The sequence below is a fragment of the Mesorhizobium sangaii genome (genome assembly GCF_014207355.1).
Classification (GTDB): domain Bacteria; phylum Pseudomonadota; class Alphaproteobacteria; order Rhizobiales; family Rhizobiaceae; genus Mesorhizobium; species Mesorhizobium sangaii.
The window spans coordinates 296322-317192 of sequence record NZ_JACHEF010000005.1 but is presented as its reverse complement, the minus strand read 5'-3'; the positions used below and the strand labels follow the sequence as shown (position 1 = coordinate 317192).

The following is a 20871-nucleotide window of genomic DNA, read 5'->3' as shown; positions in this document are numbered from 1 at the left end:
AACGCCTGCCTTGGCAGAGCTTTGGCGATCATGTCTTCGCCAGATGCTCCGCCCGCAACGCCGCCTTCATCTGCTCCAGCGCAACCTCGCCGCCGGCCGCCAGAGCCTCGGCGTTCCGGGCGAGCTTGTCGTCGGCCTTGCGGTGCTTGCTGCCCCAGGCGCCGAGCGTCGCCAGCACGGGCAACAGGTCGATGCCGGCCTCGGTCAGCCTGTAGACCGTTTTCAGCCCGTGTGTCGGGTCGTCGCTGCGGGTGAGGATGCCTTCGTCCTGCAGCGTCTGCAGCCGCTCGGCCAGCGTGCGCGAGGAGATGCCTTCGTCGGAGTGCAGGAATTCCCGAAAATGCTTTTTTCCAGCGAAGATCAGGTCGCGGATGATGAGCAGCGTCCAGCGGTCACCGAGCAGTTCGAGCGACAGGTTGATCGGACAGCCGGACTTTCCCTTGGTGGACATTTCTATGGTTCCATTTTTAAATCACTTTACTATTGACATCATTCTGCGCAATGCGTCAAATGGTTCCATAAGTAAACCATTCGCCAGCGCCTGACAAACCGAGGAGAATGACGATGAGGACACTGATCCTGCAGATGCAGTTGTCAGTCGACGGCTTTGTCGGCGCCAACGAGGACCATCCCTGGCAGCTCTGGGAATGGGGCGACGAGAGTGCCTGGGACGAGGAGCTGAAGCGGGACTTCAACGCTGTCTTCGCCGGCATCGACACCATCCTGCTCAGCCGCAAGATGGCCGAAGAGGGGTACCTGACCCATTGGGGCAATGCGGCGAAGAAATTTCCGCGCGATGCGTTCTACGCCTTTGCGCAGCGCATCGTCGAAGCACGAAAGGTGGTGCTGAGCGACAAGCTCAAAGACTCGCGATGGGAGCGCACGACGGTGGCCAGTGGCGACCTGCCGCGCGAGGTCAAGGCGCTGAAGGCGGGCGGGGGCGGCGACATGGCCGTCTTCGGCGGCGCCGGTTTCGCCTCCGCGCTGATCGCTGCCGGGCTGGTCGACGAGTTCCAGCTGTTCGTCAACCCGGCAGTGCTGGGCGCGGGACGGCGGATCTTCGACCAGGGCGGTTTCAAGACCCTGCGGCTGCTCGGCTCGAAAGCCTATGCCTGCGGCATGGTGGTCAACCGCTATGCGCCGGCGGCGTGATCCGAGGCATGGCGAAGGCATCTCGCCGATAAAAAGATGTTTGGGCGGAATCCTTTGCCCGCGTCTCTTCGTCTTCAAGCTGCGGTCGCCGGCAGGGTGGGCGCATCAATCCTGAACGGAGAGACAAGACCATGATCCTGGTGACAGGCGCCACGGGCCTGAACGGCAAGGCGATCGTGCGCGAGTTCGCGCGGCAGAAGCATGCGATAAGGGCGCTGGTGCGGGACCCGGCCAGGGCCTCGGCGGCGGGCCTCGACGAACTCGCCGGGATACAACTGGTCGAGGGCGACATGCGCCGGCCTGAAACGCTGGGCGCTGCACTCGACGGCATTGATCGCGTGCTGATGATTTCGACCGCCGCCGAGGACATGACGGAAACGCAGTGCCGCTTCATCGACACCTGCAAGCAGGCCGGTGTTGCCCATATTGTGAAGTTTTCCGGCGCGGAATCCAACATCGGCTATGACGCGACGAAATTCCGCTTCACGCGCATGCATGAGGAGATCGAGCGCTATCTCGAAGGGGCAGGCATGGCGTGGACGCATCTGCGCCCCAGCCAGTTCATGCAGGTCTATCTGCGCGACGCGCCAACCATTGCCGCCGAGGGCGTCTTCCGTCTCGCACTCGGCGACACCGAGCTGTCGCCGGTCGATGTCGAGGACATCGCCAAGGTGGCCTTCCGGCTGCTGCGCGATGGCGGCCATGCAGGCGAAAGCCTCGACATGACCGGGCCCGAGGCGCTGACGATGTGCGATGTCGCGGCACGGATATCGCAAGCGATCGGCAAGCCGGTTCGCTATGTCAATGTGAGCCATGAAGTGCGGCGCCGCAATCTGCTGGCCGGCGGCATTTCAGCCGGCTTTGCCGATGCGCTGGACGAACAACTGGCCGAGCGGTTGCGGCGGCCGAAATCGCGGGTGCATCTGGCGACGCATGAGATGTTTGGCGTGCGGGCAACGCCGTTCGTCGAATTCGCCCGGCGTCATGCCGCGATGTTTGGCGGCGAGCACTAGCCGCGCCCGCGAAAAAATCATCCGCGGCCACGTATCCTTTCTGACCGCTCGTCCGTCCTAGGCTTCGAAGGTCGCGCGGCCCGCGATCCACAGCCCCCGGGAGAACCATCATGGCGAGCATACAGAGTGAGGCAAACAGGAACCACTATGCGGCGCTGGCTGCCAATGCCGGCAAACTGACGAGCCCGCAAGCGATCATCGACTACAACGACACGCATTGGACGGCGCTGACCGGCGAACCCGGCGGCGTCGACTATATCGAGGTCGATGCCGGCGGCGTGCCGGCGATGTGGATCGTGCCGAAGAGCGCCGACGAGCAGCGGGTGCTGCTCTATGCGCATGGCGGCGGCTTCGTCGGCGGCTCGATCTACACGCACCGCAAGCTGGTCGGGCATCTGGCCAAGGCCGTCGGCTGCCGGGCGTTGCTCTACGACTATCCGCTGGCGCATCGGGCGAAGCATCCCGCCCAGCTCAATGCGGCGATGACCGCCTTGAACTGGCTCACCGACCGCACCGGGCAAGGCTTCGACACCAGGCACATCGCGCTTGCCGGCGATTCCTGCGGCGCGGTGCTGACCTACGGCGTGCTGCAGCGCCTTCGTGCGGAAGGCCGGCCGCTGCCTGCCGCGACGCTGGTCATCTCCGGCTGGTTCGACATGGCGCTGACCGGTGCCAGCTATGAGACCAACCGAGACAAGGACCCGGCTTTCGCCAAGGCTGCCGTCGACTGGTTGGCGACGAACTTCATCGGCGATGGCGACCGGCTCGATCCGGAGGTCAGTGCTCTCTATGCCGACCTCAGCGGATTTCCGCCTGTCTTCCTGCAGGCCGGCGGGGATGAGACGCTGGTCGATGAAAGCCGCATGTTCGCCGAGCGCGCCAGGCTCGCCGGCGTCGAGACGCGGCTCGACGTCTTTGAAGGCATGCTGCATTCCTTCCAAATGATGGCCGGCAAGGCGCCGGAAGCCGACGACGCGATCGGCCGGTTCGCCTCCTGGGTGCGGCCGAGACTGGGCTTGCCAGGTGTCAACGACAAAGCCACCCGCGACAAGGCTGCAGGCGACAGAGCGGCATGAGCATGCGCCGGCTGGTCGTATCGAGCTTCGTGCTTGTGGAAGTGGAGCGCTTGCGCAATGGTGTGGTGACGCTGACCGATATGCCGCGATGAACCAGCAGATCCGCAAATCCGTTGCACCGGCACAAGGGATACAGCCGCGGCTTGACCCCGAAGGCCTGTTCGACCCGCGCTACAAAGAGTTCCTGGAGACGGTTTCGCATCTGCGCGTCAAGCTGCACCGGTACTGCGCGCGCATGACCGGTTCGGCCCTCGATGGTGAGGACATTATGCAGGAGGTGCTGTTCGAGGCCTATCGCAAGATCGAATTGCTCGACGATGCGCAGGCGCTGCGGCCCTGGCTGTTCCGCATCGCCCACAACCGCTGCATCGACTTCATCAGGAGCCGCCGCGCGCGGCAGCGAGCCGAGGCCGGCTATGCCGGCGACGAGATCGTGCTGCCTGTTGAGCCCGCCGGTCCCGGCGCCGGCCGTGCCATCGAGCGGTTGGTCGTGCATCTGCCGCCGAAGGAACGCGCCTGCGTGCTGCTCAAGGATGTCTTCGACCATTCGCTTGAGGAGATCGCCGATCTGGTCGGCTCGACATCAGGCGGCGTCAAGTCGGCGCTCAACCGCGGTCGCGCCAAGCTCGCCGTCTTGCCGGCGCAGCCGGTCGCGGCACCGGCACACGATGCCGAGCTGGCGCGGCTGCTCGAGCGCTATGTCGAATTGTTCAACAAACGAGACTGGGACGGGGTGCGGGCGCTGACCAGCGCCGATGCCCGTTTGCGCGTTTCGGACTGCTACAATGGCTTGCTCTCCAGTTCGCCCTATTTCGCCGAATTTGAGCGCAGCGAGCTGCCCTGGCGCATACGGCCAGGTGCGTTCGAAGGGGAGAACGTGCTGGTCGTCGACCGGCTGCATGGCGAAGTCTGGCGTCCGGCGTATCTGGTGCGGATCCATGCCGACGGTGGTGTGATCGACCGTATCAGCGACTACTATGCGTGTCCTTGGATCCTGGACATGGCATCCGCCGACGCCGGATGAAGAGCCTTCCCTTCTCTCACAACAAGGGGAGAAGGGGAGTCGGCCTCACTTGGCGTCGTGAAAAATAATGCCGACCGTGTGGCGCATGCCTGAGCGCAGGCGGCTGACGCCGTGGCGCAAATTGACGCGGTAGTTGCCCTTGGTTCCCTGCACCGGCCGGTTGTGGACGGCGAAGGCAACCGCGTCGCCCTGGCGCAAGGGCACCACTTCGACCCGGCTTTGCATGCGCGGCCGCTGTTCGGTCAGCGTGAACTCGCCGCCGGTGAAATCCTCGCCCGGCTCGGATAGCAGGATCGCCACCTGCAGCGGGAAGGCCAGGTCGCCATAGAGGTCCTGGTGCAGGCAGTTGAAGTCGCCCGGCACATATTGCAACAGCAGTGGCGTCGGTCGCGTCTGGCCGGCGGCATGGCACTGTTCGAGAAACTCGGCATGCGTAGCCGGATAGCGCATGGCTTGGCCCATGCGCTCGTTCCACTGATTGGCGACGCCGGCCAGCCTGGGATAGAGCGCGCTGCGCAAGCCGCCCAGAAGGTCGGGCAAGGGATAGCGGAAATAGCGGTACTCGCCTTTGCCGAAGCCGTGCCTGGCCATGTGGATGTGGCTGCGGAAGTGCTGTTCATGGGGATAGAGGCCGGCGATCCGCCGACACTCCTGCGGCGAGAGCAGCTTTTCGATCACCGCGCAGCCGAAGCCGTCGAGCTCGGCGGCAAGGGCTGGCCAGTCGTACGCGGCGACGCGCGTCTCTGCGGCCTCGACCACGGAAGCGGCAACCTTGGCATGGGCGTTCATAGCATTGCCTCCTTGTCGAGCAGGGCGCGCTTGCGCTCGATGCCCCAGCGGTATCCGGACAGCGTGCCGTCGGCGCGGACAACGCGGTGGCAAGGAATGCCGAGCGCGATCGCGTTGGCCGCGCAGGCCGTGGCCACGGCGCGGGCACCATTGGGCTGGCCAAGGCGGCGGGCAAGGGCGGTGTAGGTGAGGGTGGCGCCGCACGGGATGGTGCGCAGCACGTCCCACACCCTCTGCTGGAACGGCGTGCCGTGGCGCAAGTCGAGCGGCAGGTCGAGACCGGCGCCAGGCGTTTCGACGAAGCGCGCTATCGCCGCGAGATCGTCGCGCAAGGCGGTCTCATCTTCGACCAGCATCTTACTGGGGAAGCGATTGCCAAGGTCCTGCTTCAGCGCGTCGGCGTCCGAGCCGATCAGGATGGCGCAGACGCCGATATCGCTGCGCGCCGCTAGGATCTTGCCGATCGCGGACTGGCCGATGGCATAGGCGATGGTGTCGAGGGCAGCCATCGCCGTCGGTGCGGTCATTTGGGTTTGCATAAGGTTCATTGCCTTCACTCCTTTGTCTGTGCCTGAACCCTAGTCGCGTTTCGGCCGTGTCTCACTCCGATGCTTGCTTTCAAATTCAAATCGCACCTGAGAAGAATTCAGTTGTCACCGTAGAGCCCTGATTTTGAACCGTTCACACTTCGTCACGCGAGGCGGGTGACGGAGATTTCGCCGAGCAGGAACACTTCACCGGTCAGGAGCCGCAGCTCGATCTCGCCGGTCGTGGTCAGGTTCCACTCGGCTTTGCCGTTATCGACCATCTGACCAATGGCGGTCATCACCAGTGATTTCGCGTCTTGGGTGCGTGGGCTGGCGGTGGCGCCGTTGCGGGTCTTCGCATCGGTGGTGGGAGACCTTGCCATCGCGCGCATTGTCGCCAGGTCCTCCCGCCGTCAGGCCCTTGAAGACCGGTATGCGGCGATGTCGGGTGCCTTCACAGAGCCCAATTCTCTGGGCGCCGCCTCGCGATCGAGCAGCGCGCGTTTGCGCTCCGCTCCCCAGGCGTAGCCCGACAAGGCACCGTCCTTGCGGATCACGCGGTGGCAGGGAATGGCGACGGCGAGCGTGTTGGCGGCGCAGGCGGCGGCGATGGCGCGGGTCGCCTTTGGCGCACCGATGCGCTCTGCGATCTCGGCATAGGAAACCGTGCTGCCGACCGGGATATCCTGCAGGGCCTGCCAGACGCGCTGCTGGAACGCGGTGCCGCGCAGGTCGAGCGGCAGGTCGAGGCCAAGCGCCGGCACTTCCACGAAGCCGACGACGCGGGCGACGAGCGCCTCGTAGTCGCGGTCGCCGCCGATCAGCCGCGCCTTGGGGAAACGGTCCTGCAGGTCGCGCACCAGCGTGTCCGGATCGTCACCGAGCAAGATCGAAGCGACGCCTTTCTGGCTCGATGCGACCAGGATGGCGCCGAGCGAGGATTCGCCGACGGCAAAGCGGATCTCTTCATAGGCGCCGCCGGCACGATAGCGCGTCGGCGTCATGCCGAGCATGCTGGTCGATTTCTCGTAGAAGCGCCCGCTCGAATTGAAGCCGGCATCGTAGATCGCCGCTGTCACGCTGGCACCGTCCTCAAGGCCCTGGCGGATGCGGGCGGCGCGATGCGCGGCGGCATAGTCCTTCGGCGTCAGCCCGGTGACGGCCCTGAAGACGCGGTGGAAATAACCGGGGCTGCGCCCGGCGGCGGCCGCCAGTTCGACGAGCGACGGTTCCTCCTCGCTCCGTTCGATCCTGCGGCAGGCATCGGCGACCATCGCGGCGTTGCCGGCCTCCAGCGATGGGCCGTCCGGATTGCAGCGCCGACACGGGCGAAAGCCGGTTGCCTGCGCCTTATCCAGCGTGTCGTGCAATTGCACGTTCTTCGGATTGGCGCGCCGTGACGGGCAGGAGGGCCGGCAATAGACGCCGGTCGTCGCCACCGAATACCAGAATTCTCCGTCGGCCGATTTGTCGCGCGCAACGATGCGCGCCCAGCGCGGATCGTCGGCAACCGGCCGCGGCGTGGATTTCAGATTTTTGGCCAGGGTGATGAACATGGCCGGCATTGAAACCGCCAAAAGCCGGCCTCGCCACCCGTTTCCTGCCAAGTGTCAGGAGGGCGCAAGCCTCATAGCTGCCTTTCCCGATTTGGGAAACCCTCTTGTTCCCAAATTGGGAACTTGCTATAACAGGCCATGCAGATAATTGCCAAGAAAGCCCTGAAGGACTTTTGGGCCAAACACAATCAGGCCGAAGCTCCTTTGACAGCTTGGTATGTGGCTGTTGGCAATGCTGATTGGAAGACCCCGGCTGACATCAAGGACGCGTTTGGGGCGACAGTCGACTTCGTGGGTGACAATCGCCTCATTTTCGACATCGGCGGCAATAAGTTTCGCTTGATTGTCCATGTCGCCTACAAGTTTCACCGCGTTCTGATCAAATTCGTCGGGACGCACAAAGAGTATGACAAGATTGATCCGGAGAAGGTGTGATGGAAAATATTCGACCCATTAAGACCGAAGCCGATTACGATTGGGCGATCGCTGAAATCACCAAGTATTTCGAGAATGAGCCGGAGGTCGGCTCCCTCGATGGTGACCGCTTCGACATTCTCGCAACTCTGATCGAGGCTTATGAGGATAAGCACTATCCGATCAAAGCGCCCGATCCCGTCGAAGCTATTCACTCGCACATGGAACTGTTCAACCTGTCGCGAAAGGCTCTGGCCGAGGTGATCGGGTCATCGCCTCGGGCGACTGAGGTGCTGAACAGAAAGCGCGCCCTGACCCTGGATATGATCTTCAAACTGAACAAGGAATGGAACATTCCTGCCGACGTCCTCGTGCAGCCCTACCACCTTGCAAATGCCAGAGGCCGCAAGCGCGCCTGAGCCGTCGCCGGACTGCCAAGTGCCGCCGAGCGCCGTCGTCCGACCTCTAGTGGCTACGCCGCCCGCTTGGGTTCGATCGCAAACGGGCTGAGCCCCAACCAGGTCTGCATTTTCCTCGCGATATGCTGGTCGCCGGTCAACGCGACCTTTGCCCCGGCCTTCTCGACCGTGATCAAGCCCATCCAGATCGCCGTCATCGTATGCAGGTCGGTCGAGACGTAGAGATCGACGTCAAAGCCAGGATCGTACCAGCAAAGATCAACCTCGCCGTGCTTCTCGACGATCAGCCACCACGACCGTTTGGACGCCGGTAAATCCTGATACAGAAATTGTATCACCGTGCGCCCCTCGGGCAGGGGCGAGGGGTTCAAATTGCGCCGCATGTCCCACATCAGCAACGACGGATCGAGGTTTTTCAGCGACAGCCGGGACTCGACCCATTTCTGTCCCCAGAAGCCCATCGCCTCGACGACCGGGCGCAAATCCCTGCCGGCTTCGGTCAGCCGATATTCGAAGATGCCTTTCTCGCCCGCCACTTCCTTGCGCTCGATGATCCCCGCCAGTTCGAGCTCCTTGAGCCGTTGCGACAGAAGGGTCGGCGACATTTTCGGCACGCCGCGGCGCAGGTCGTTGAAGCGGGTCGAGCCTGCCACAAGTTCGCGCAGCAGAACCATGGTCCAGCGGGTGCAGAGCACCTCGGCTGCCATCGATAGCGGGCAGAACTGCTTGTATCCGTGCTGGGTCATGACTGGTGCCTCTCCCTCGAACCTGGGCTGAATATTAGGCCTTCATGAATGAAGCGGCCAGTACGGAAACTGTACCACCCCAGTACAGATCGCGGACTGGTTGGAGGGCGCCCTGCCATGCGAGCTCTTGGCCGGTGCACGGGATACCCCTTGCGCCACAACAGGAGACGACCCATGACCGCTTACATTATCGCAGACATCAAGGTGAAGGACCCGCAGTGGATGACGTCCTATGCCGCCTCGGTGCACGACCTCGTCCACAAGCATGGCGGCAGATACCTGTCGCGCAGCGGCAATGTGAAGACGCTTGAAGGCAAGCCGCTCGACACCACGCTGATCGCCCTGATGGCGTTCCCGTCGGAAGCGGCGGCGCGCGCGTTCACCAACGATCCGGCCTATGCGCCCTTCGCATCGGCCCGGCAGGATGGCAGCGACAGCCGTTTCCAGATGATCGACAACACCGATCTCGCCGGAACGATCCCGTACCTGCCGAAGGGATGACCGTTCCCGGCATTCGTCGCATCGATTGCGGGATCACCAGGCAACAACAGTCACAGCGCTTGCGTGTCGGGCCTCCGTATTTTCGGCGGCTGGCCAGCTGTGCTTTTTCAAGAAGAATGGAATGATCATGATATCGAACTTCTGCAACAGGGTTCTCATGGCGGGGGCCATGCTGGCCGTCTGCACCGCATTCGCGCAGGCCCATCAGGAAGCGGCTGCGTCCGGACCCAATCCGCTGGCCGAAAAGGTACGGGGTGCCAACAGCCGGTTTGTCGACGTCAAGGCCGCGACGGCCGAGGGCTATGCGCCGATCCCCTGCGCCAGCGGCATCACCGGCGGCGCCATGGGCATCCACTACGTCAACGGCCAGTACCTGAAGGATGACAAGATCGACATCGCCCGTCCCGAAGCCGTGATGTACGAGCCGATGGCCAACGGCACGCTGAAGCTGGTGGCGGTCGAATACATCACCTCGAAGGGGCCGGCGTCGCTGGACGGACAGCTGTTCAACTTCAACAGCGCGCCCAACCGCTACGGCCTGGGCGCGTTCTACGAACTGCATGTCTGGGCGTGGAAGGGCAACCCGACCGGTACCTTCGCCGACATGAACCCGAAAGTGTCATGCGAACACGCGGTGGCGCCAAGCCAGTAGCCGGCAAGGCCAGGCGGCGCCAATGCCGCCTGGCCACTCAACACGCGGTTGCGTGAACCGCTTCAGGCGGCCTTGATGAGGCCGAGCTGAGTAAGGGCGGCAACGCCGTCGTCGAGGCCGATCTCCTCGACGATCCTGCCGTCGACCACTTTCAGCACGGTGGTGCCGGTGAAGCGCATGGTGCGGCCGGTGGCGGCCCGCAGCGACCCGACGAGGAAATCGCTGAACGCCGGACCGGTATGCGTGCCGCCGCCCTCCCACTGGCCGACGACATAGTCGCCTTCGGCGATGAGGTCGGCGGTGGCCCAGAAGTTGAGGTCCGGGAAGGCGGCGCGGAAGTCGGTCATGAAGGCCTTGATGTCGTCGCGGCCGCGGCGCGGCTCATGCAGCGAGTATTTCAGCAGCATGTCGGGTGCGGCGATGTCGTCGACCACCGACAGATCGCAGGTTTCACCCCAGAAGTCGGTGAACCATCTGACGACGACGGCCTTATTGTCTTCTTGCTTGGTCATTGGGAGGTCCTCTTGTTTTTGACTTGGGATCACCGTGTTCACCGGTGACCTGGGGCAAGCACTAGGACGATCCGGCGGGCGCAAAATTCCGGTTCTTGCCGGCCAATCGAAAGGCGGGGAGGTACCGGCAACGCCCACGCAGCTGGCAACGCAGGATCGCCGCTCTGGGCAATCCTCCTTCGGTAACTGTTTCTTCTCTGGTTTTGCTGCAGATTGCCCCGCGGGTGGGGATGAGCGAAACAGACGATGGCGCGTCAGGACAAGAAAAGTCGCAATGGAACGTTCTGGGCCAAGGCCCTGGAACGCGCGCATCTTGGTGTCTGGGACTGGGATCTTGCGAGCGGCGATTGCTTCTATTCCGCGACCTGGGCGCGGATGCTGGGCTATGACGAAAGCGAACTTGCCAACACCAGCGACCTGTGGCTGCAACTGACCCATCCCGACGATCGCGAGCGGGCGCTGGCCAGCGGCGACCGCCACATTGCCGGACAGACCGACGCCATCGAGACCGAACTCAGGCTGAAGCACAAGCAGGGTCACTGGGTATGGGTGCTCGATCGCGGCGGCATCGTCGAGCGCGACACGTCCGGAAAGCCGCTGCGGCTGATGGGCGTGCAGACCGACATCACCAAGCAGAAGGCGGCCGAAGCCGAGCTCGAAAAGGTCAATGTGCGCTTCCGCCTGGCGCTCGCCGCCAGCGGCACCGGCATCTGGCACTACGACATCGCCACCAACAAGAGCTATTGGGACACCCGCACCAGGGACATGTTCGGCCTCGTCGCCGACACCGACGAGGTGACGGCCGACCTTTGGCACAGCTATCTGCATCCCGAAGACAAGGAAGCCACCGAGCGCGCGCACCGGGCACCGATGGGAACGGACGCCGTCATCGCCAATCAATACCGTATCATCAGACGCGACGGCGAGATCCGCCACATCGAATCGCTGGTCCGCTTCGTCGCCGCCGCGGGTGCCGCCGGCCAGATCCTCGGCACGGTGCGCGACATCACCGAGGAAAAGCTGCGCGAGCAGGAGCTCGCCTACGCGGCTCGGCATGATGCGCTGACCGGCCTGTGGAACCGCTCCGCCTTCGACCGGCTGCTCGCCGACCATATCGCGGCGGGTGCGCCGCTCGCCGTGTTCTATGTCGATCTCGACTACTTCAAGGCGCTCAACGATTTTGCCGGCCATGCGGCCGGCGACCTGGCGCTGAAGAGCGTTGCCGCCGGCATCCGCGCTTGTCTGCCGCCATCGGCGCATGCGGCGCGGCTCGGCGGCGACGAATTCGCGCTGGTGGTGCCGCATTGCTATGCCGCGCAGGCCGAGCGGATCGCCACTGCCGTGCTTGGCGCGGTGCGCGAAGCCGATCTCGGCCCGGCCGCATCGACGCGCAAGCTGGCGGCCTCGATCGGCATCGCCTTCGTCGATGACGCCGGCACCACGGTGGCCGACGCGCTGGCGTGCGCCGACGATGCCTGCTACGCGGCCAAGGCTGCCGGACGAAACCGTTTCGCGGTGTTCTCCGTCAAGACGGCATCGGGCTCGGGCGGGCTGAATGCGGCGCGCATCGCCGCCGACACCGTCGACGCCATGGAAGACGGGCGGCTGAAACTGTTCGGCCAGGAAATCCATCTGCTGGGCAGGCCGTGGCAAGAGAGCCGCCATGTCGAAGTGCTGGCGAGGCTCGTCGCGCGCAATGGCCGCCTGGTGCCGCCCGGAGAGTTCATTCCGGTGGCCGAGCGGTTCGGCATCGCTTCCAGGCTCGACCGCTGGATCATCCGCACCGCGCTGTCGCGGCATGGCGCGGCCTTGCGCTCGGGCGCGCTGACGCTCGGCTTCAACCTGTCGGCGCAGACGTTGAGCGATCCGCAATTGTGGGCGTTCGTCGACAGCGTCATCGAGGAGACCGGGGTGCCGCATTCGGGCATCGGCTTCGAGATTACCGAGACCGCCGCGGTCACGAATTTCGACGCCGCGGAACAATTCGTGCGCAAGGCGCGCGAGCGGCACTGCCGGGTCAGCCTCGACGATTTCGGCGCCGGCATGAGTTCGTTCGAATATCTCAGGCGCTTCCCCGTCGACACGATCAAGATCGACGGTTCCTTTGTCGAGCACATCACGCAAAGCCGCTTCGACCGCGAGATCGTGCTGGCTATCACCAGCATTGCCCGTAGTCTGGGCTGCGATGTGGTGGGCGAGAAGATCGAACGGCAGGATACGTTGACGATGCTGAGCGACATGGGCGTCGCCTTCGGCCAGGGGTTCTTGCTGCACCGGCCGGAACCGCTGGAGGCGATCGTTTCGCGCACGACCGAAGTGGTGGCGACCCGTAAGGCATCGTGACCCAGATATATTGAGATTCAGGTGTGTTGAGATTCAGGCCGGGCCAGCCGGCCTGAGTCTCAAAACATCTTAGGCGGTTCGCCGCGCCGTCGACTGCGGAAATTCCAGCACTCCAGCCTCGGATGGCCTGTGCTGTGCCTCTGCCACCGTTTCGATCAACAGATCGAGGGCGTCACATGCCATGCGGCTCGTCTCGTCACTGCCTTGCAGATAGTGATAGGCGCGTTCGAGGTGGATGCGGGCCGCTGAAAAATCACTGGTCAATGGTCTCTCCATGATCCCGCCCTAATGCATTTTGCCGGGCCCTGCGGAATTCGGGGTAAATATCCACAGGCGGCTTTTATTCAAATGCCGTCGAATGTTGCGCGCCCTGTCAGGAGCGAGTCTCCAGCTCTTTGCCGCGTCTTGCTGCGCGGCTAGACTGCAACCTCCTTGTCCGAGGTGGGATCGATGATCGTCCAGGCCTGCATCAACGGCGCGCGTCCACGCGATTTCCATCCCAGGTTGCCGCTCGATGCACAGGCGATGGCCAACGACGCCGCGGCTTGTGTCGCCGCCGGTGCGGCCGAACTGCACATCCATCCGCGCATTGACGAGCGCGAAACCCTGGCGGCGGTCGACGCTACCGTGCTGGCGGTGCGCCGGGCCTGCCCGGGCACGCTCATTGGCGTGTCGACCGGCGCCTGGATCGAGAACGATGTCGAGCGGACCCGCGCCGCGATCGGCGCGTGGCAGGAACTGCCCGACTATGCGTCGGTCAATTTGTCGGAGGTCGATGCGCCCGGCGTAATGGAGCTGCTGCGCCAGCGCGGCGTCGGCATCGAGGCGGGGCTTGCCACAACAGCCGATGCCGAGCGCTTCGTCGGTCTTGCCGACCACAGCCGCGTGCTGCGCATCCTGATCGAGATCGATATCCAGGACCTGCCGGCTGCGCTGGACGAGGCGGATGGCATCGCCGCCGTGCTCGAGCGTGCCGGGGTGCGGCGGCCGATCCTGCTGCACGGCGTCGACGCCACGGTCTGGCCATTCGTCGTGCTTGCGCATCGCAAGCGCTGGTCGACGCGGGTCGGGTTGGAAGACGGCAAGACGCTCGCCGATGGCAGCATGGCGAGGGACAATGCGGAAATCGTCGCGGCGGCCGTGGCGATGTTTCAGTCCGCGCCCGCGGGCTGAATGACGGTCGAGCCTCAGGCTTGCCCGCTGGTCGGTGCTGTCCAGGTGCGTAGAATGTGTTTCTGGATCTTGCCGGATGCGGTGCGCGGCAGCGTATCGGTGAGCAAGAACTCCTTCGGCACCTTGTAGCGGGCGATGCGGGCGCCGCAGTGGCTTGCCAGATCAGCCGGGTCGACAACGCAGCCGGGTTTGACCACGACAAAGGCGCGCCCGACTTCGCCCCATCGCTGGTCGGCGACGCCGATCACGGCCGCCTCGGCGATGTCGGGGTGGTCGAGCAGCGCCATCTCGATTTCGACCGGATAGACGTTCTCGCCGCCGGAAATGAACATGTCCTTGCGGCGGTCGACGAGGGTGACGAAGCCTTCGCCGTCCTGCCGCGCGATGTCGCCGGTGCGGAACCAGCCATCGGCGGTGAAGGCGCGGGCCGTCTCCTCCGGCCGGTTCCAGTAGCCTGATGTGAGGCTGGGGCCGGACAGCCAGATCTCGCCTGGTTCGCCCGCAGCGACGTCGCGGCCATCGTCGTCGACGATGCGAAGGCCGATCGTCGGCGCCGCAAGTCCCGCCGAGCCCGCCTTGCGGGCGATCCTTTCGGTCTCGACCGGCATGCCGAGCACGGTGCCGGCCTCCGTCATGCCGAAGCCGTCTACCATGCGCACACCTCGCGCCAGCCACCAGTTGATCTCGGCGGCGGGGTTTGGCGCTCCGCCGGTGAAGATGGCGGTGAGCGAAGTCCAGTTCGCGGGCGCAAAATCCGGATGGTCGTGCAGCATTCTGGCCATCTGCGGCACACAGAAATAGTGGGTGACGCCAAGTGCGGGATCGGCGAGGCGACGGTTGGTGAGGCCGGCGTCGAAGCCGGGCGAGATCAGCACCGTGCCACCCTGAAGCAGAGGTGGCCGCAGGTTGGTGATGAGGCCGATGACATGGAACATCGGCGCGTCGCAGAGGAAGATGCTGGCGTTTCCGACCCGCCCCAGCACGCCGAAATTGACCGCTGTGGCGAAGGCGTTGCGCTCGGTGACGATAACTCCCTTCGGCCGGCCCGACGTGCCGGATGTGTAGAGGATGATCGACGGCGTGTCGTCCGCCGGTAACGGGCGGCGCGCTGCCGGCGCATGCGCCTCGACCGCCGCCGCGAAGGCAGCGACTTCGACCGGCCTGCAGCTTTTGGGCAGCGCTAAATCGAGGGCCGAGTCATGCAACAGAAGCAGCGGATCGCAATCCTCGAGGATCGTCTTCTGCTCGGCGCTGGCAAGCCGCCAGTTGAGCGGCACGAAGATGGCGCCGAGCCGCATCGAAGCCTGCTGAAGGATCAGGAGATCGGCGCTGTTGCGGGCTATCGTCGCGACCCGTTGGCCGGCCGCGATGCCATGGCCGGCTTCGAGAACACCGACGGCACGCTGGATGGCTTCGTCCAGCGCGAAATAGGTCCAGCGCCGGCCAGTGGCCAGGTCGACACAAGCGAGACGATCCGGCTGCGCCCTGGCGTGCAGGGCCACGGGGTCTGATGTCGTCCAGGCCGGCATCTGCATCTCCTCCCCAGGATTGCCTGTACTTTGCGGGATCACCTTGCCTTGTCGTAGGTGCCGAGACCCGGCTTGTAGCTCTTTTCGTCGATGAACTGGCGGATGCCTTCCTTGCGGCCCTCATTGTCGTGGGAATTGGCCGCCTCTTGCGCCCGCACGAGATAGTCCTCTGCATTGTCGTAGGTCATCTCGGCGACGCGGCGGATGGCGTCCTTGGTCGCCTTCAGGGCAATCGGGTTCTTCTTGAGCAAGAGGGTGGCGACCTCGGTGACACGTGCCTTCAGATCCGCCAGCGGCAGGCTTTCATTGACCAGCTTCCAGGCGGCGGCCTTCCTGCCGTCGATGAGCTCGCCGGTCAGCGCGTGGTACATGGCGTCGCGCATCGACAAGAGGTCGACCACGACCTTGGTGGCGCCGCCGCCAGGAAGGATGCCCCAGTTGATCTCGGACAGGGCGAACTGCGCCTCGTCGGCGGCGAAGGCGAGGTCGCAAGCGAAGAGCGGGCCATAGCCGCCGCCGAAGCACCAGCCATTGACCATGGCGATGGTCGGCTTGCCGTACCAACGTAGCCGCCGCCACCAGCCATAGGCTTCGGATTGCGCCTTGCGGATGGCGCCCAGGCCCTTGGCTTCAGTCTCGCGGAAATACTCCTTGAGGTCCATGCCCGCCGACCAGGCGCTGCCTTCGCCCGACAGCACCAGCACGCCGACATCGTCGCGGAATTCCAACTCGTCGAGAACCTCCATCATTCGCCGGTTGAGCGCCGGGTTCATGCAATTGCGTTTGTCCGGACGGTTGAAGCGCACCCAGGCGATGCCGTTCTCGACGTCACAGGCAACGGTCTCTTCGGTCATGGTCAGGTCCTCCCGTTTCCCTGCTGTACTGGTGAAAATTGCTATGCAACATAGCGATCATGTTTGCTATGTCGCATAGTCTTTTTCGCTTGACAAGGGGCTTGATCGCGGCGATCGGTTGCAACATGGACGAGGCTCACACCAGTCGCAGCGCGCCAGGCGCGGCACCCGAAGACGCGCTCGATGCGCAGATCGGCTACAATCTCAAACGCGCCTCGGCCATTGCGCTCAACGATTTCGCGGTCGAGCTGGCCGAGGCGGCGCTGCGCCCGGTGACCTATGGCATGCTGGCGCTGATCGACGAGAAGCCCGGCATCCGCGCCGCCGAACTCTGCCGACTGCTCGGCATGAAGAGCGCCAACATGGCGCCGCTGCTCGGCGAACTGGAAGAGCGCGGGCTGGTCGAGCGTGACGACCATGCCGGCGACAAGCGCGTGCAGATGCTCGCCCTGACGCCGGCCGCCAGGGAGGCCATGCCCGGATGGCGGCGGCAGGTTCGCCGGCATGAGGACCGGTTCCTGCACCGGCTGACAAAAAAGGAGCGGGCGACGCTGCTGCGCCTGCTGCGGCTGATCTGGACGGAGGAAGAGGGCTAGCTGGTTTCCCCGTCCTGCGCGCCAAGCCGCAGCAGCAGGGCGAAGAACGCAATCACAGGCGGCACGACGAAGCACCAAACATTGGCGAAGGCAAAGCCAAGCGCGGCGACGGCGCAGCCGGCCGCGAACACGGCGACCGCCACCGACATGCGCCGCAGGCGGGCAATGAGGGCAGGGCGGGCCTCTGGCTTCGCGCCGCCGATGAGATCGCTGAGGTCGATCATGATCTGGGTGGTGGTGCCGGTCATCAGCGTTGACGGGGGTGCGGCCGCGAGATGGACGCGGTGCACCGCATTCTGGATCGCCATCGCGGCGACCAGCACCATGCCGGTGACGATTGCCGCCGCACCGTCACCGCTGGCGAAGGGGCCAAAGCGGATCGCCAGCGCAGCACCGGCGATCAGCAGCGCCAGCTTGGCCGCCAGCAGCGGCCCGAGCGCCGGCCGTCCCCGTCTGCGCAAGCGCTCGCCGGCGAGCCGGGTCAGGATGACGACGATGCAGAACACCGGCAACGCCAAAAGCTTTGCCAGCACGCCCGAAATGCCAAGCACCAGCGAGGCGCCTAGGGTGACGAAATTTCCCGTCACATGCGCAGTGAACAGGCCCTGTAGAGCCAGGAACCCGGCCGTATCGACATAGCCGCCATTGAGGCTCAACAGCAGCGGCAGTGTGGGTTTCATCGTTGCATCTCCTGGCCAGGCCTGGCGGTGAGCGTCTCATATCCCGGCGGAGCGTTCCACCTCCGCGCGGCCGCCGCCCGTGCGGCGCTTTGCCGTCGGCAGCGCGGCATCTTTGCCGTCGCCAGCGCGGCCGTCGCGAGGCCACCGCCACATGAACGGCAAACTCGGATGTTCACTTGACGACAATTGTGTCCAACGGAGCTCTTGCATGTCGCTGTCCGGTACGACAACCCGCTACGGAAGCCTTGCCCAGGCGTTTCACTGGCTGACGGCACTGCTTGTGCTCATCGCCTTCCTGGTCTCCGAAGGCGGTCCCCCGGCGCGGGGCTATTCCGGGGCCCGCGCCTCGACACTGTTGCTTCACGAGTCGCTCGGTTTCACCGTCTTCTGGCTGCTGGTCGCTCGTGTGATCTGGCGCCTGTTCGACCGCGTTCCCGATGCACCGCCGATGCCCGCATGGATGGCCGTCGCCTCCAAGGTGACGCACTGGGCGCTCTATGCGCTTCTGTTCGCGGTTCCGGCGACCGCCATGCTCGGCGCATGGTTCGGCGGCCACCCGGTGACGGTCTACGGCTTCGGCGCCATCGGTCCGTTTTTCGACCCGTGGGGCGCCGGTGCATCGCTGGCGGACATCCACGGCACGCTTGGCGATATCATCCTATCGCTCGCCGGCCTGCACGCCGCCGCGGCCATCTTCCATCACGTCTTCCTTGGCGATCGCGTGCGAAGCCAGATGCTGCCCGGCTTGCCCAAGGCGCGTTGATATTCAACCGGTCTGCCCATCGTACGGGCTACGAGGGGCAGCGCCCGACCTAAACGATGAGCCCGGCCAAGCCCGCTACAGCGCAACAGCCCGCCCCAATCCCCGCCGAACCGCTTCGCGATAGGCGAGGTCGGCCGCCACCATGTCTTCCATGGCAACACCCATGGCCTTGTAGACGGTGACCTGCTCGGCGCTGACGCGTCCCGGCCGTAGACCGAGCAGCATTTCGCCGAGTTCGGTTCCGGTTTGTGGATCGAGACCGGCGAGTTCGCAGGAGCCGACCGGGGTCGGGGCGAAGGCTTCGCCGGTCTCGACGAACAGGCTGGCCCTCTTGATGAGGTCGACCGGCAGTTCGCCACCGGGCGGTGCGACGCCCACCGACGAGACATGGGTGCCAGGCCGCACCCAGTTGGGCGAAATCACCGGCTCGTAGGAATGCGTCGCAAGGCAGACGACATCCGACGAGCGTACCGCGGCTTCGAGATCGCGGACGGCGACGACGCCAGGATGCTGCACGGCAAGCGCCTGCGCATCGGCGAATTCCTTCGAGACGACTCGGATCTCGGCGAAATCGCGCACCAGCGGCAGTAGGTGCAAGTGCTGGCCGGCCTGCACGCCGGCGCCCACCACCGTCGCTACCTTGGCGTCGCGCCGGGCGAGTTCGCGCACCGACAGCACGGCCGAGCCGGAGGTGCGCACGGCGGTGATGTAGGTGCCGTCCATGACGCAGACCGGCATGCCGGTCTGCGGGTCGAACAGATGGATGGTGGCGAGGTGGCTGGGGATGCCTTTGGCGATGTTGCCCTCGAACACATTGACGATCTTCACCGTCAGATGCATGCCCGCCATCCAGGCCGGCATCGCCAGTGAATAGCCTGCATCAGGGATATCGAGCTGCGGCCGCGCCGGATTGACGACCTTGCCTTCGGACAGCGCCTTGAAGCCGCCGGCCAGCGCGTCGAGAAGCTGGCGAAGGTCGATGCAGGTTTTCACCTCGGCTTCGCTCAAGAAGAGGACTGGTGTATCGCCCTTGGCCTGGGCGCTGCGGGAGATCGATAGGGCTGTTGTCATGGGTTCCGCTTTCGTTGTCGGCTGGAGTGCACGGCAACGGTATTGCGATCTGACGGCGTGATGAAATATGCTGTTTTTGCGATTTCGGCGTGACTATCACGCTTACTCTGGGTCAAAAGTGTGAATCCTGAAATGGATGATCTCGACCGTATCGACCGCTCGCTGCTGCGCTTGTTGCAGGAGGATGGCCGCCGTACGACGCTCGATCTGGCGCGGCGGGTTGGGTTGTCGCCGACAGGGGCGGCGCAGCGCGTCAAGCGGCTGTTCGCCGAAGGCTTCATTCGCGCGGTGCGTGCCATTCTGGACCCGGCCAGGATCGGGCAGGCACAGCTCGTCTTCATCGAGGTGCGGCTCGACCATACGGCGCCGCAAGTCTTCGACCGCTTCGCCGAGGCGGTGCTGCGGGCGCCCGAGATCATCGAATGCCACATGGTGGTCGGCGGTTTCGACTATCTGGTCAAGGCGCGCATCGCCGACATGGCGGTGTTCCAGGATTTCCTGCAGCGGGTCATCCTGCCGCTGCCCGGCGTCCGGGAAACGCACACCTACGCCTCGATCGCCAATGTGAAGCCAGACGCCCTTTTGCCCGTCTGAGTTCCCAGCGCCATGGGAGAGTTTTTCTGCATGCTGGTTCAGGCTTTCTGGTTCGAACTGGCTGACGAAACCGGCTATACACCGCCAACTGCCAAGGCCCGTCCGCCAACCCGAGAAGGAAAATCAGATGAGTTCAGAAAAAACAGCTGTCGTCGTGGCTGGCGGAAGCGGCATGGGTGCGGCGGCGGCGAAGCGCCTGGCGGCGGATGGCTTCAACGTCGCCATCCTGTCGTCGTCCGGCAAGGGCGAAGCGCTGGCCAAGGAGCTTGGCGGCCTCGGCGTCACCGGGTCCAACCAGTCGAATGACGATCTGCAGCGCCTCGTCGACCTGACGCTGGAGCGCTATGGCCGCATCGACGTGCTGGTCAACAGCGGCGGCCACGGGCCGCGCGCGCCGATCCTCGATATCACGGACGAGCAGTGGCACACCGGCATGGATGTCTACCTGCTGAACGTCATCCGGCCGGTGCGCATCGTGGCACCGCAAATGGTCAAGCAGAAGGGCGGCGCCATCATCAACATCTCGACCGCCTGGGTGGTCGAGCCAAGCCCGATGTTCCCGACCTCGGCGGTGTTCCGCGCCGGGCTTGCCGCCTACACCAAGATCTTCGCCAACACCTATGCATCAGACAATGTGCGCATGAACAACGTTTTGCCCGGCTGGATCGACAGCCTGCCGGCCACAGAGGAGCGCCGCGACAGCGTGCCGATGCAGCGCTACGGCACCTCCGAAGAGATCGCCGCGACCATCGCCTTCCTGGCTTCCGAAGGCGCAGGCTACATCACCGGCCAGAACATCCGCGTCGACGGCGGCATCATTCGCGCTATCTGAGGCGGCGACCGAAGGAGGCTGCCCCTTCCTGCGTTCGCCGCTGAAGGCGATCTGG

Annotated in this window: 26 protein-coding genes; 14 read left to right on the top strand and 12 right to left on the bottom strand. The window is 64.6% G+C overall.

Annotation, left to right across the window (positions count from 1 at the left end):
- Positions 1–28: 28 nt before the first annotated feature.
- Complete coding sequence (locus tag HNQ71_RS24345) at positions 29–451, bottom strand: winged helix-turn-helix transcriptional regulator (protein WP_184875237.1); 423 nt, start codon at positions 449–451, stop codon at positions 29–31.
- Between the two features lie 113 nt (positions 452–564).
- On the opposite strand from HNQ71_RS24345, the gene HNQ71_RS24340 reads away from it, so the two are divergent.
- From HNQ71_RS24340 to HNQ71_RS24325, 4 genes are all read left to right on the top strand, one after another.
- Positions 565–1152 carry a dihydrofolate reductase family protein gene (locus HNQ71_RS24340; protein WP_184875236.1) on the top strand — a complete coding sequence of 196 codons (588 nt, stop codon included), beginning with the start codon at positions 565–567 and terminating at the stop codon, positions 1150–1152.
- A 131-nt stretch (positions 1153–1283) separates the two neighbouring features.
- Positions 1284–2165, top strand: coding sequence for an SDR family oxidoreductase (locus HNQ71_RS24335; RefSeq protein ID WP_184875235.1), 882 nt, complete (start codon positions 1284–1286; stop codon positions 2163–2165).
- Between the two features lie 110 nt (positions 2166–2275).
- Positions 2276–3241: an alpha/beta hydrolase gene (locus HNQ71_RS24330; RefSeq protein WP_184875234.1), complete on the top strand. Its 966-nt coding sequence runs from the start codon at positions 2276–2278 to the stop codon at positions 3239–3241.
- Between the two features lie 88 nt (positions 3242–3329).
- Positions 3330–4265 carry a sigma-70 family RNA polymerase sigma factor gene (locus HNQ71_RS24325; protein ID WP_184875233.1) on the top strand — a complete coding sequence of 312 codons (936 nt, stop codon included), beginning with the start codon at positions 3330–3332 and terminating at the stop codon, positions 4263–4265.
- 45 nt (positions 4266–4310) lie between these two features.
- Here HNQ71_RS24325 and HNQ71_RS24320 read toward each other — a convergent pair whose 3' ends face one another.
- The 4 genes from HNQ71_RS24320 to ada form a co-directional block, all read right to left on the bottom strand.
- Positions 4311–5054: a 2OG-Fe(II) oxygenase gene (locus HNQ71_RS24320; RefSeq protein ID WP_184875232.1), complete on the bottom strand. Its 744-nt coding sequence runs from the start codon at positions 5052–5054 to the stop codon at positions 4311–4313.
- Complete coding sequence (locus HNQ71_RS24315; RefSeq protein ID WP_184875231.1) at positions 5051–5602, bottom strand: methylated-DNA--[protein]-cysteine S-methyltransferase; 552 nt, start codon at positions 5600–5602, stop codon at positions 5051–5053. Before HNQ71_RS24315 ends, HNQ71_RS24320 begins: the two co-directional genes overlap by 4 nt.
- A gap of 143 nt (positions 5603–5745) precedes the next feature.
- Positions 5746–5973, bottom strand: a complete 228-nt coding sequence (locus HNQ71_RS24310) for a hypothetical protein (RefSeq protein ID WP_184875230.1) — start codon at positions 5971–5973, stop codon at positions 5746–5748.
- Positions 5974–5994: 21 nt separating this feature from the next.
- A complete protein-coding gene (gene ada, locus HNQ71_RS24305; protein WP_184875592.1) occupies positions 5995–7137 on the bottom strand; it encodes a bifunctional DNA-binding transcriptional regulator/O6-methylguanine-DNA methyltransferase Ada in 1143 nt (380 codons plus the stop codon).
- Positions 7138–7275: 138 nt separating this feature from the next.
- Here ada and HNQ71_RS24300 point away from each other — a divergent pair, with 138 nt between their 5' ends.
- Together HNQ71_RS24300 and HNQ71_RS24295 are read left to right on the top strand one after the other, a co-directional pair.
- A complete protein-coding gene (locus tag HNQ71_RS24300; protein ID WP_184875229.1) occupies positions 7276–7572 on the top strand; it encodes a type II toxin-antitoxin system HigB family toxin in 297 nt (98 codons plus the stop codon).
- A complete protein-coding gene (locus tag HNQ71_RS24295; RefSeq protein WP_184875228.1) occupies positions 7572–7970 on the top strand; it encodes a helix-turn-helix domain-containing protein in 399 nt (132 codons plus the stop codon). Before HNQ71_RS24300 ends, HNQ71_RS24295 begins: the two co-directional genes overlap by 1 nt.
- 53 nt (positions 7971–8023) lie before the next feature.
- On the opposite strand, the gene HNQ71_RS24290 is transcribed toward HNQ71_RS24295, so the two are convergent.
- Positions 8024–8716: a winged helix-turn-helix transcriptional regulator gene (locus HNQ71_RS24290; protein WP_184875227.1), complete on the bottom strand. Its 693-nt coding sequence runs from the start codon at positions 8714–8716 to the stop codon at positions 8024–8026.
- Between the two features lie 174 nt (positions 8717–8890).
- Between HNQ71_RS24290 and HNQ71_RS24285 the strand changes: the two genes are divergently transcribed.
- Together HNQ71_RS24285 and HNQ71_RS24280 are read left to right on the top strand one after the other, a co-directional pair.
- Positions 8891–9217, top strand: coding sequence for a DUF1330 domain-containing protein (locus HNQ71_RS24285; RefSeq protein ID WP_184875226.1), 327 nt, complete (start codon positions 8891–8893; stop codon positions 9215–9217).
- Between the two features lie 121 nt (positions 9218–9338).
- On the top strand, positions 9339–9869 hold the full coding sequence (locus HNQ71_RS24280; RefSeq protein ID WP_184875225.1) for a hypothetical protein: 531 nt from the start codon (positions 9339–9341) through the stop codon (positions 9867–9869).
- Between the two features lie 62 nt (positions 9870–9931).
- On the opposite strand, the gene HNQ71_RS24275 is transcribed toward HNQ71_RS24280, so the two are convergent.
- Positions 9932–10381 (bottom strand): ester cyclase, encoded by a 450-nt coding sequence (locus HNQ71_RS24275; protein ID WP_184875224.1) that lies wholly within the window; start codon positions 10379–10381, stop codon positions 9932–9934.
- Positions 10382–10627: 246 nt separating this feature from the next.
- Here HNQ71_RS24275 and HNQ71_RS24270 point away from each other — a divergent pair, with 246 nt between their 5' ends.
- The gene (locus HNQ71_RS24270; RefSeq protein ID WP_184875223.1) at positions 10628–12724 is read left to right on the top strand and encodes an EAL domain-containing protein; all 2097 of its coding nucleotides are present in this window, start codon (positions 10628–10630) and stop codon (positions 12722–12724) included.
- A gap of 69 nt (positions 12725–12793) precedes the next feature.
- On the opposite strand, the gene HNQ71_RS24265 is transcribed toward HNQ71_RS24270, so the two are convergent.
- Entirely contained in the window at positions 12794–12988 is a 195-nt protein-coding gene (locus HNQ71_RS24265; RefSeq protein ID WP_246461984.1) for a hypothetical protein, read from the bottom strand.
- Between the two features lie 186 nt (positions 12989–13174).
- Here HNQ71_RS24265 and HNQ71_RS24260 point away from each other — a divergent pair, with 186 nt between their 5' ends.
- A complete protein-coding gene (locus HNQ71_RS24260; protein WP_184875219.1) occupies positions 13175–13897 on the top strand; it encodes a 3-keto-5-aminohexanoate cleavage protein in 723 nt (240 codons plus the stop codon).
- 14 nt (positions 13898–13911) lie between these two features.
- Here the strand turns inward: HNQ71_RS24260 and HNQ71_RS24255 are convergent, their stop codons facing one another.
- Together HNQ71_RS24255 and HNQ71_RS24250 are read right to left on the bottom strand one after the other, a co-directional pair.
- Entirely contained in the window at positions 13912–15432 is a 1521-nt protein-coding gene (locus HNQ71_RS24255) for an AMP-binding protein (RefSeq protein WP_184875218.1), read from the bottom strand.
- A 32-nt stretch (positions 15433–15464) separates the two neighbouring features.
- Positions 15465–16280: a p-hydroxycinnamoyl CoA hydratase/lyase gene (locus HNQ71_RS24250; protein WP_184875216.1), complete on the bottom strand. Its 816-nt coding sequence runs from the start codon at positions 16278–16280 to the stop codon at positions 15465–15467.
- Positions 16281–16405: 125 nt separating this feature from the next.
- Here HNQ71_RS24250 and HNQ71_RS24245 point away from each other — a divergent pair, with 125 nt between their 5' ends.
- Positions 16406–16876, top strand: a complete 471-nt coding sequence (locus HNQ71_RS24245) for a MarR family winged helix-turn-helix transcriptional regulator (protein ID WP_184875214.1) — start codon at positions 16406–16408, stop codon at positions 16874–16876.
- On the opposite strand, the gene HNQ71_RS24240 is transcribed toward HNQ71_RS24245, so the two are convergent.
- On the bottom strand, positions 16873–17556 hold the full coding sequence (locus tag HNQ71_RS24240) for a YoaK family protein (RefSeq protein ID WP_184875212.1): 684 nt from the start codon (positions 17554–17556) through the stop codon (positions 16873–16875). The genes HNQ71_RS24245 and HNQ71_RS24240 overlap by 4 nt on opposite strands.
- Before the next feature lie 208 nt (positions 17557–17764).
- On the opposite strand from HNQ71_RS24240, the gene HNQ71_RS24235 reads away from it, so the two are divergent.
- Positions 17765–18319, top strand: a complete 555-nt coding sequence (locus HNQ71_RS24235; protein ID WP_184875210.1) for a cytochrome b — start codon at positions 17765–17767, stop codon at positions 18317–18319.
- A gap of 75 nt (positions 18320–18394) precedes the next feature.
- Here the strand turns inward: HNQ71_RS24235 and HNQ71_RS24230 are convergent, their stop codons facing one another.
- Complete coding sequence (locus HNQ71_RS24230) at positions 18395–19390, bottom strand: ornithine cyclodeaminase family protein (protein ID WP_184875208.1); 996 nt, start codon at positions 19388–19390, stop codon at positions 18395–18397.
- A 132-nt stretch (positions 19391–19522) separates the two neighbouring features.
- Here HNQ71_RS24230 and HNQ71_RS24225 point away from each other — a divergent pair, with 132 nt between their 5' ends.
- Complete coding sequence (locus tag HNQ71_RS24225; RefSeq protein ID WP_095091332.1) at positions 19523–19984, top strand: Lrp/AsnC ligand binding domain-containing protein; 462 nt, start codon at positions 19523–19525, stop codon at positions 19982–19984.
- Between the two features lie 127 nt (positions 19985–20111).
- Complete coding sequence (locus tag HNQ71_RS24220) at positions 20112–20816, top strand: SDR family oxidoreductase (protein WP_184875206.1); 705 nt, start codon at positions 20112–20114, stop codon at positions 20814–20816.
- Positions 20817–20871: the final 55 nt, after the last annotated feature.